Source organism: Psychrobacillus sp. BL-248-WT-3, from assembly GCF_012843435.1.
GTDB lineage: Bacteria > Bacillota > Bacilli > Bacillales_A > Planococcaceae > Psychrobacillus.
The window spans coordinates 18,844-28,290 of sequence record NZ_JABAFC010000041.1; the positions used below are offsets into that span (position 1 = coordinate 18,844).

Here is a 9,447-nt window from a genome sequence, read left to right on the forward strand (position 1 = left end):
TCATTTATAAAATGGGAGGAACAAATCATGTCTAAAAAAGTATTAGTTTTAGGGGAAGCACGTGAAGGTGCACTTCGTAACGTATCATATGAATCAATCGCTGCAGCAAAGCAAATTTCTGATGGTGGAGAAGTAGTAGCAGTATTATTGGGGGATGCAGTCCAAGACTTAGCTGTTGAGCTAGGGAAATATGGTGCAGACCGTGTTATTACGGTAGAACATCCACATTTAAAGCAATATACTTCTGATGGCTATGGTCAAGCATTTATGGCAGTAGTTGAACAAGAAAATCCAGAAGCTATTGTTTTTGGTCATACTGCTTTAGGAAAAGATTTATCACCAAAAATTGCTGGTAAATTACAAATCGGATTAGTTTCTGATGTAACAGCTATTGAAGGAGAAGGGGATGATGCAGTTTATATTCGTCCGATTTACTCTGGAAAAGCTTTTGAAAAAGTAAAAGTAAAAGACGGAATCGATTTTATAACTGTTCGTCCTAATAACATTGCTCCACTTGCAAAAGACGATAGTAAATCTGTCGACGTTTCATCGTTATCAGTAGAAATTACAAACCTTCGTACTGTTATTAAAGAAGTGGTACGCAAATCTTCTGAAGGTGTTGACTTATCTGAAGCGAAGGTTGTTATTGCTGGAGGACGTGGAGTGAAGAGTGAGGAAGGCTTCGGACCATTGAAAGAGCTTGCTGACGTATTAGGCGGTGCAGTTGGAGCTTCTCGTGGAGCTTGTGACGCTGACTACTGTGATTATTCACTACAGATCGGTCAAACAGGAAAAGTGGTAACTCCAGATCTTTATATCGCTGTTGGTATTTCAGGGGCAATTCAGCATTTAGCAGGAATGTCTAACTCGAAAATCATTGTAGCAATTAACAAGGATCCAGAAGCAAACATTTTCAAGGTTGCTGATTATGGAATTGTTGGAGACTTGTTTGAAGTTCTTCCAATGCTTACAGAAGAATTCAAAAAGCTTAAAGTAAATGCATAAGAAAATACTCGGCTCCTATTGGGCCGAGTTTTTTATGGATATGGTTATATAGAAGTGTGTAAGCTAAATTGTAGATGTAGCTTTTTTTGTCTGCTATAATCAGTTTAGAGTTACTAAAGGAGGAATTATTTATGGCAATTGTACATGGAACAGATCAAACCTTCTCACAAGAAGTAGAAAAAGGATTAGTATTAGTAGATTTTTGGGCAACATGGTGCGGACCTTGTAAAATGATTGCTCCAGTTTTAGAAGAAATGGACGCTGAAATGAGCGATAAAGTTAAAATCGTAAAAGTAGACGTTGATGAGAACCAAGCAACTGCAAGTCAATTTGGAATCATGTCTATTCCAACATTAGTGTTATTCAAGGATGGTCAACCAGTAGATAAAGCTGTTGGTTTCCAACCAAAAGAAGCACTAGTTCAATTCGTTGAGAAAAACGCATAATAATAAAAACCGGGTCCTCTATGGTTCCCGGTTTTTTTAAACAGGTGATGAGATGAACGAACTTATACAACAAAAGTGTGCAATTTTGCCAGATCAACCAGGCTGTTATTTAATGAAGGATCGACAAGGCGTCATTATATATGTAGGTAAAGCAAAAATATTAAAAAATCGTGTACGATCTTATTTTACGGGATCACATGACGGAAAAACTCAAAGATTAGTACAAGAAATAGTCGACTTCGAATATATCGTTACATCGTCCGAGTTAGAGGCACTCATTTTAGAACTCCATCTCATTAAAAAGCATGATCCAAAATACAATGTCATGCTTAAGGACGATAAAACGTATCCATATATAAAAATTACTGCGGAAAAGAATCCTAAGCTCATCATTACGAGACAGGTAAAAAAGGATAAGGGTAAATATTTTGGACCATATCCAAATTCTCATTCTGCTCATGAAACAAAAAAATTACTGGATAGATTATATCCATTAAGAAAGTGTCAAAAGCTACCTAGCCAAGTTTGCTTGTATTATCATATCGGACAATGCCTTGCCCCTTGTGTGAAAGAAATTGAAGAGGCAACGTACACCGAAATTATTCATGAAATCTCTAGTTTTTTAAACGGTGGCCATGCAGCGGTCAAGAAAGAGCTAACTGAAAAAATGAATGCAGCAGCAGAACAGCTGGAGTTTGAACGTGCAAAAGAGTACCGCGATCAAATAGCACATATTGATCAAGTGATGGAAAAACAAAAAATGACGATGAATGATTTCACAAATCGTGATATTTTCGGATACACAGTAGATAAGGGATGGATGTGTGTCCAAGTGTTTTTTGTACGTCAAGGAAAGTTGATAGAAAGAGATGTTTCTCTTTTCCCAATTTACCGTGACCCGGAGGAAGAATTTCTTACCTTTTTAGGTCAGTTCTACTCCAAACCAGAGCATATTAAACCAAAGGAAATATTTGTACCTAATACGACTGATTTAGAGTTAGCCTCTGAGTTGTTGGAAATGAAGGTTATTATTCCTCAAAAGGGTTCCAAAAAGAACCTAGTGGATTTAGCGCAAAAAAACGCTGCGATAGCTTTGAAAGAAAAGTTCCACTTGATTGAACGACAAGAGGAACGAACTGTAGGGGCAGTAGAAGAACTAGGTAGTCTTATGGGAATTGCTATGCCAAGCAGAATTGAGGCCTTTGATAATTCTCATATTCACGGTACCGATGCGGTTTCTGCCATGGTTGTATTCGTTGATGGCAGAGCATACAAAAAAGACTATCGGAAGTATAAAACGAAAACTGCAGCAAAGCATGATGACTATGGCGCTATGCGTGAGGTCGTTCGTAGACGTTACACTCGTGTGCTAAAAGAGAGATTGCCTCTACCTGATTTAATCATTATTGATGGAGGTAAAGGACAAATAGAAGCAGCGAGAGAAATTATAGAGGATGAACTTGGCTTAGATATTCCAATTGCAGGACTAGCAAAAGATGCCAAACATCAAACATCCTCCTTGTTATATGGTGACCCATTAGCGATTATCCCGATGAAAAGAACAAGTGAAGCATTCTATCTTCTTCAAAGAATTCAAGATGAGGTCCATCGATTTGCAATTACTTTCCATCGACAACAGAGAGGGAAACATACAATTGCCTCCTCGTTAGATGGAATTGAAGGAATAGGTCCAAAACGGAAGAAAATGCTTCTTAAGCATTTTGGCTCCCTCAAACGAATGCAAGCTGCATCACGAGAAGAACTAATAGAATCTGGACTCCCTAGTAAATTAGCCGATAATCTAATGGCTCATTTTCAGAAAAATTTATTGTCTTCTGAATAATCTTATGTTATCTTTAAAACAATTTAATATTCACTATTCAAACAGTGAAGGTAGAGGTGCGAATTGCAAGAGTACTAATCGTGAGGATGAAAGATCCTACGACCGATTAAGAAAGGGTTGTTCGCCGAAACATAGAAAAGCTTTTCCTTTCCTATGTTGGTTCTGTATTTAAGAGATGCAGGACTGTCAGAATATATATATTCTGGAGGGCTATCTCACATGGGCAATCATTGTTGACCGTGTATGAGAAGAGTTAGCTTTCCACAAATATGTGGAAAGCTTTTTTTATTGTTTAGGAAATTATAAGATTATGAACCTGTGGATAAGTTGATGTCTAGCGCAAGCAGCCTTGCCCCTCAGGGCAGGGATAGGCGCTTGCGCTTTTCTTGTTGTCCGCTCAAGGAGATAAAGGGGAGATAGGTTAATGAGTAAAATTGTGATGAAATTTGGTGGAACCTCTGTAGGCTCCATAGAGTTAATTGGTAACGTAGCAAAAAGGGTACAACTAGAAAAGGAGAAAGGACATGATATCGTCGTAGTTGTATCTGCCATGGGAAAAACAACAGATGACTTAGCGGAAATGGCTAGTAAAATCACTAACAATCCAACAAAAAGAGAAATGGATATGTTGCTTGCTACAGGAGAACAAGTCACTATGTCCTTACTAGCTATTCAGTTAAATGCACTTGGAGTAGAGACGCTCTCTTTAACAGGTTGGCAAGCAGGGATAGTTACGGATGAAGTACATAGAAATTCAAAAATTAAGCAATTGGATGGCCAGAAGATAAATGAGCATTTAATCGCTAATCGAGTAGTAATTGTGGCCGGCTTTCAAGGTATGTCGGAATTAGGGGAGATTACTACTTTAGGGAGAGGAGGGTCAGACACTACAGCCGTCGCCATAGCTGCAGCTATCGGAGCAGACATTTGTGATATTTATACGGATGTAGATGGTGTTTATACGTCAGATCCACGCTACGTATCTCATGCAAGAAAACTAGAACAGCTAGAATATGATGAGATGCTGGAGTTAGCTCATTTAGGAGCTGGAGTGCTGCACCCAAGAGCAGTGGAATTCGCAAAAAACTATAAGATTCCATTACGAGTACGTTCAAGCTATGAAGAAACGGAAGGAACCATTTTAAAGGAGGAAGTAGATGTGGAGAATAATTTAGTAGTACGAGGGGTAGCTTTTGAATCAGATATAGTACGTTTAACGATTGAGTATACAGTGCCTTTTAATGGTTCACTCGCTTCCATATTTACTACCCTTGCCAATAACCATATTGATGTAGATATTATTGTTCAGTCGATTGTCGAAGGAATGAAGCCTACCGTTTCCTTTTCTATAAAAAAAGAATCTCTTTCGGAAGCAATTCACGTTTTAGAGAAAACGAAACAGAATCTAGGTTTTACCTTTGCGGATTTTGAGGTGGGTTTAGCTAAGGTATCTATTGTAGGTTCAGGGATGGTATCTAATCCTGGTGTCGCTGCACAAATGTTCGACCGATTAAGCAAGGAAAACATACCAGTTAAAATGGTTAGTACCTCAGAAATAAAGGTTTCAGTTGTAGTGCCTCAAGGCAATATGATTCAAGCAGCGAATGCACTCCATGATGAATTTGATTTGGCTATAAATTAAGTAATAATTATAGGCTATGTTAAAGGGCAGGGTTGATTTATGATACAAAGAAATCTTAAATCAGAGAGTAGAATTGATTTTTCGCCCCAGCCTGACGCTTTCCTCGGGGTAAGCGATAAGCTACCACCCACAGCAATCGCGCGTGGTTGTGATGGCTTATCTGTCTCACTCATCCCGTAGGAATCGCCGTCTGGTGCTTCAATGAATTAATGGGAACAGCTTTAATGCATGGATAAGTGCTTATAAATTTACTCGCATAAACAAAGCTTAAAACTGTCACCAACCCCAATTTCACAATCTATTTATGTTCTTAATAGCCATTTGAAAGTTCCTTTGTTTATGTTTAAAGTCACTATAAAAAAAGAATTGTTAGTCAAAATCAACCAATAACTTTAACAAAGCTTTATTAAAAAAAGAGAGGAAGATGGAAATTGCTCCATCCTCCTCTTTATGTATCTTTAGCGTTTACTTTTTAAGTCCCATTTAATATGGAAGGTGACCAACCCAGTTTTTTTTACAAACTCATCATAGCATTCAGTTTCATAGCCATCTATTTTTTGCTTCTGCTCTGCAAGAAAGCCAGCCTCTAATCGGTGACATCTATTAATTCCACTTTGAGGAAGATTGTATGTTTCTAGCGTGTAATAGGCCGAATCTTTTGATGTTTTATCTAACTCAAGCCTTCCCCAGCCAGCCTCTTGGAAGAAAGAGATGGCTTCTTCCATTGAATAGAGTGGAAACTTTCGAGCAAGGTCCTTACCTGCCCAGTACAATATTTCTTTTTCATGTTTTCCGAGAATAGAAGTGAGCACGTGATCTCTTATTATTTCATATCCAAAGGAAGTTACATGTGAATGTTCTCTTTCATTCAAACAGCAACCCTTCTTTCCAAAGATAAATAAAAACTATAATCTATTCTAGCATAAAATATTTTCACTGGGAGAGAATACTTTGTGAAAAAATAAACTAATCATTATATAGGTGAGTGTCAGAAAGATGAACAAAATCAGGAAACATACCTTGACGCTCTAAAATGTTGAGAGTACAATGGATATGTCATAAATTCGTAACAAGAAGGTGTGAACATGTGATGATTTATTATTCTATTACAATAGTTTAATCATCGCTAATTGGAAATTTGAGGGGGGTTACTGTTTTGTCGAAAGATCGCGAATTTTTCATGCGTCGATTACATTCTTTACTTGGTATTATTCCAGTTGGATTATTTCTGGCGCAACATTTAGTAGTAAACCATTTTGCTACAAGAGGTGAAGAAGCCTTTAACACGGCATCACATTTCATGGAGAGTCTACCTTTTAGACTAATGCTGGAAGTGTTTGTAATTTATATTCCTTTGTTGTTCCATGCATTCTATGGTATCTATATTGCATTTACTGTTAAGTACAATCCTAACAGATACGGTACTCTAAGAAACTGGTTGTTTATTTTACAACGTTTTACTGGAATATTCCTTGTTGTGTTTATCGCATGGCATGTATTTGAAACACGTTTCCAAGCTGCAATTGGAGCTAAGGAAGTTAACTTTAACATGATGAATGAAATTTTATCAAACCCATGGATGTTAGCTTTTTATATTGTAGGTGTAATTTCTGCAACCTTCCATTTAGCTAACGGTATCTGGTCATTCCTTGTAAGCTGGGGAATCACTCAATCACCAAAATCTCAAAGAATTTCAACTTATGTAACATTAGTAATCTTCTTAGCGTTATCTGTAGTTGGTGTACAAGCACTTTTAGCATTCGTATAAGACCCTTCTACACCTAAGCTACTATAAATTTAAGGAGTGAAATAGCATGGCAAAAAATAAACTTATTGTTGTCGGCGGTGGATTAGCCGGATTAATGGCAACAATGAAAGCTGCCGAAGAAGGCACACAAGTAGATCTATTCTCATTAGTTCCTGTTAAACGCTCACACTCTGTATGTGCACAAGGCGGTATTAACGGGGCTGTAAATACAAAAGGTGAAGGGGATTCACCTGCAGTTCATTTAGATGATACTGTTTATGGTGGAGACTTTTTAGCAAACCAACCTCCTGTTAAGGCAATGGCAGACGCTGCTCCAGGAATCATTCATTTGTTTGACCGTATGGGAGTTATGTTCAACCGTACACCAGAAGGTCTATTAGATTTCCGTCGTTTCGGAGGAACTTTAATGCACCGTACAGCATTTGCTGGTGCAACAACTGGTCAACAGTTACTTTATGCGCTTGACGAACAAGTTCGTCGCTTTGAAGTAGAAGGTCTAGTAACAAAATACGAAGGATGGGAATTCCTAGGTATTATCAAAGACCACGAGGGTGCTTGTCGCGGTATTAAAGCGCAAAACCTTAACTCATCAGAAATCCGTGCTTTCCGTGGAGACGCTGTAATCATGGCTACTGGTGGTCCTGGGATCATTTTTGGTAAAACAACTAACTCTATTATTAATACAGGATCTGCTGCAAGTATCGTTTACCAACAAGGCGCTTACTATGCAAACGGAGAATTTATTCAAATTCACCCAACGGCAATTCCTGGAGATGACAAGCTTCGTCTGATGTCAGAATCAGCTCGTGGTGAGGGTGGTCGTATTTGGACGTACAAAGACGGTAAACCTTGGTATTTCCTAGAAGAAAAGTATCCTGCTTACGGTAACCTAGTACCACGTGATATCGCTACTCGTGAAATCTTTGACGTTTGCGTTAATCAAAAATTAGGTATTAACGGCGAAAACATGGTATATCTAGATCTTTCTCATAAAGATCCACATGAATTAGACGTAAAACTTGGTGGAATCATTGAAATCTACGAGAAATTTACTGGGGACGACCCTCGTAAAGTTCCTATGAAAATTTTCCCTGCTGTTCATTATTCAATGGGTGGATTATGGGTAGATTATGATCAAATGACGAACATCCCTGGTCTATTTGCTGCTGGCGAATGTGACTATTCTCAACATGGAGCTAACCGTTTAGGAGCTAACTCATTACTTTCAGCTGTATTTGGTGGAAGCGTGGCTGGTCCTAATGCTGTTGAATACATGAAAGGGCTTTCCACTCATGCAGAAGACTTAGATGATTCTATTTATGAAAATGAAGTGAAGCTTGAGCAAGAAAAATGGGAGCAAACACTAGCTATGAAAGGTACAGAAAACGCTTACCTTTTACATAAAGAGCTAGGTGAGTGGATGACTGATAACGTAACAGTAGTTCGCTACAACGACAAGCTAGAGGAAACTGACAGAAAAATTCAAGAGTTAATGGAAAGATACGAAAACATTAACATGGATGATACGCAACGCTGGTCAAACCAAGGCGCATCATTTACTCGTCAATTGAAAAATATGTTATACTTAGCACGTGTTATCACGTTAGGAGCACTTCAACGTAATGAAAGCCGTGGAGCACATTACAAACCTGATTTCCCAGAACGTAATGACGAAGAATTCATGAAAACTACTATGGCTAAGTTTGATCCAGCTACAGGGGCTCCAATTATTCATTATGAAGATATTGATATATCTCTTGTTGCTCCTCGTAAACGTGATTACTCATCATCGAAAGGAGCAAAATAATCATGGTGACGGCAACAGAAACCAAAAAGGTTCAAATAGAAATTTACCGTCAAGATACTCCTGAATCCAAACCCTATTGGGAAAAATTCGAAGTAAATTGGCGTCCAAATATGAATGTAATTTCTGCATTAATGGAAATTCGTCAAAGACCAGTTAACACAGATGGTAAAGCTACTACTCCTGTAACATGGGACATGAACTGCTTAGAGGAAGTATGTGGTGCATGTTCAATGGTTATTAATGGTCGTCCACGTCAATCTTGTTCAACACTTATTGATCAATTGACTCAACCGATTACATTAGCACCTATGAGCACTTTCCCTGTCGTACGTGACCTTCAAGTAGATAGAAGCCGTATGTTTGATGCTTTGAAAAAAGTTAAAGCATGGGTTCCAATTGATGGTTCTTATGACCTTGGTGAAGGTCCACGTATGCCAGAGCGTAAACGTCAATGGGCTTATGAATTGTCTAAATGTATGACTTGTGGTGTATGTTTAGAGGCTTGTCCAAACGTAAATGATAATGCTTCATTTATCGGACCAGCTCCGCTTTCACAAGTTCGTTTGTTCAATGCGCATCCAACTGGAGCTATGAATAAAGACGAGCGTTTAAATGCGATCATGGGAGATGGAGGCCTTGCAAACTGTGGTAACGCACAAAACTGTGTAGTTGCATGTCCAAAAGGTATTCCACTTACAACTTCTATCGCTGCATTAAACCGTGATACTACAGTTCAAATGTTTAGAAACTTCTTCGGAAGCGACAACATGGTAGACTAATAAATATGTAAAAGCTCAGAATGCAAATTCTGGGCTTTTTTTATTGTTTAGGAAATTACAAAATACTGAACCTGTGGATAAATTGATGTCTAGCTCCACCGCCTTGCCCCTCGGGGTCAAATGGATAAAAGCTCCGGTGGCTGAGGAACTGCCTCCT

At 38.4% G+C, this 9,447-nt stretch carries 8 protein-coding genes and 1 riboswitch; of the genes, 7 read left to right on the forward strand and 1 reads right to left on the reverse strand.

Annotation, left to right across the window (positions count from 1 at the left end; genetic code table 11):
- Positions 1 to 27 precede the first annotated feature (27 nt).
- From HF876_RS16310 to HF876_RS16325, 4 genes are all read left to right on the forward strand, one after another.
- Positions 28 to 1,005 carry an electron transfer flavoprotein subunit alpha/FixB family protein gene (locus tag HF876_RS16310; protein WP_169361110.1) on the forward strand — a complete coding sequence of 326 codons (978 nt, stop codon included), beginning with the start codon at positions 28 to 30 and terminating at the stop codon, positions 1,003 to 1,005.
- Positions 1,006 to 1,136: 131 nt separating this feature from the next.
- A complete protein-coding gene (gene trxA / locus HF876_RS16315; RefSeq protein WP_053588706.1) occupies positions 1,137 to 1,451 on the forward strand; it encodes a thioredoxin in 315 nt (104 codons plus the stop codon).
- A 52-nt stretch (positions 1,452 to 1,503) separates the two neighbouring features.
- Positions 1,504 to 3,294 carry an excinuclease ABC subunit UvrC gene (gene uvrC, locus HF876_RS16320; RefSeq protein WP_169361111.1) on the forward strand — a complete coding sequence of 597 codons (1,791 nt, stop codon included), beginning with the start codon at positions 1,504 to 1,506 and terminating at the stop codon, positions 3,292 to 3,294.
- A gap of 43 nt (positions 3,295 to 3,337) precedes the next feature.
- A riboswitch (Lysine riboswitch) is annotated at positions 3,338 to 3,515 on the forward strand.
- A 203-nt stretch (positions 3,516 to 3,718) separates the two neighbouring features.
- On the forward strand, positions 3,719 to 4,936 hold the full coding sequence (locus HF876_RS16325) for an aspartate kinase (protein WP_169361112.1): 1,218 nt from the start codon (positions 3,719 to 3,721) through the stop codon (positions 4,934 to 4,936).
- Positions 4,937 to 5,394: 458 nt separating this feature from the next.
- Here the strand turns inward: HF876_RS16325 and HF876_RS16330 are convergent, their stop codons facing one another.
- Positions 5,395 to 5,808 carry a YslB family protein gene (locus HF876_RS16330; protein ID WP_169361113.1) on the reverse strand — a complete coding sequence of 138 codons (414 nt, stop codon included), beginning with the start codon at positions 5,806 to 5,808 and terminating at the stop codon, positions 5,395 to 5,397.
- Positions 5,809 to 6,092: 284 nt separating this feature from the next.
- On the opposite strand from HF876_RS16330, the gene HF876_RS16335 reads away from it, so the two are divergent.
- The 3 genes from HF876_RS16335 to sdhB are packed head-to-tail and all read left to right on the forward strand — an operon-like array spanning position 6,093 to position 9,290.
- Complete coding sequence (locus tag HF876_RS16335; protein ID WP_277347138.1) at positions 6,093 to 6,704, forward strand: succinate dehydrogenase cytochrome b558 subunit; 612 nt, start codon at positions 6,093 to 6,095, stop codon at positions 6,702 to 6,704.
- Between the two features lie 46 nt (positions 6,705 to 6,750).
- Entirely contained in the window at positions 6,751 to 8,511 is a 1,761-nt protein-coding gene (gene sdhA / locus HF876_RS16340; RefSeq protein ID WP_169361114.1) for a succinate dehydrogenase flavoprotein subunit, read from the forward strand.
- 2 nt (positions 8,512 to 8,513) lie between these two features.
- On the forward strand, positions 8,514 to 9,290 hold the full coding sequence (gene sdhB, locus HF876_RS16345; RefSeq protein WP_205964149.1) for a succinate dehydrogenase iron-sulfur subunit: 777 nt from the start codon (positions 8,514 to 8,516) through the stop codon (positions 9,288 to 9,290).
- Positions 9,291 to 9,447: the final 157 nt, after the last annotated feature.

Coding starts and splice junctions, on each gene's coding strand:
- uvrC (WP_169361111.1), top strand. CDS start 1,504: ATGAACGAACTTATACAACAAAAGTGTGCAATTTTGCCAGATCAACCA.
- HF876_RS16310 (WP_169361110.1), top strand. CDS start 28: ATGTCTAAAAAAGTATTAGTTTTAGGGGAAGCACGTGAAGGTGCACTT.
- sdhB (WP_205964149.1), top strand. CDS start 8,514: ATGGTGACGGCAACAGAAACCAAAAAGGTTCAAATAGAAATTTACCGT.
- trxA (WP_053588706.1), top strand. CDS start 1,137: ATGGCAATTGTACATGGAACAGATCAAACCTTCTCACAAGAAGTAGAA.
- sdhA (WP_169361114.1), top strand. CDS start 6,751: ATGGCAAAAAATAAACTTATTGTTGTCGGCGGTGGATTAGCCGGATTA.
- HF876_RS16325 (WP_169361112.1), top strand. CDS start 3,719: ATGAGTAAAATTGTGATGAAATTTGGTGGAACCTCTGTAGGCTCCATA.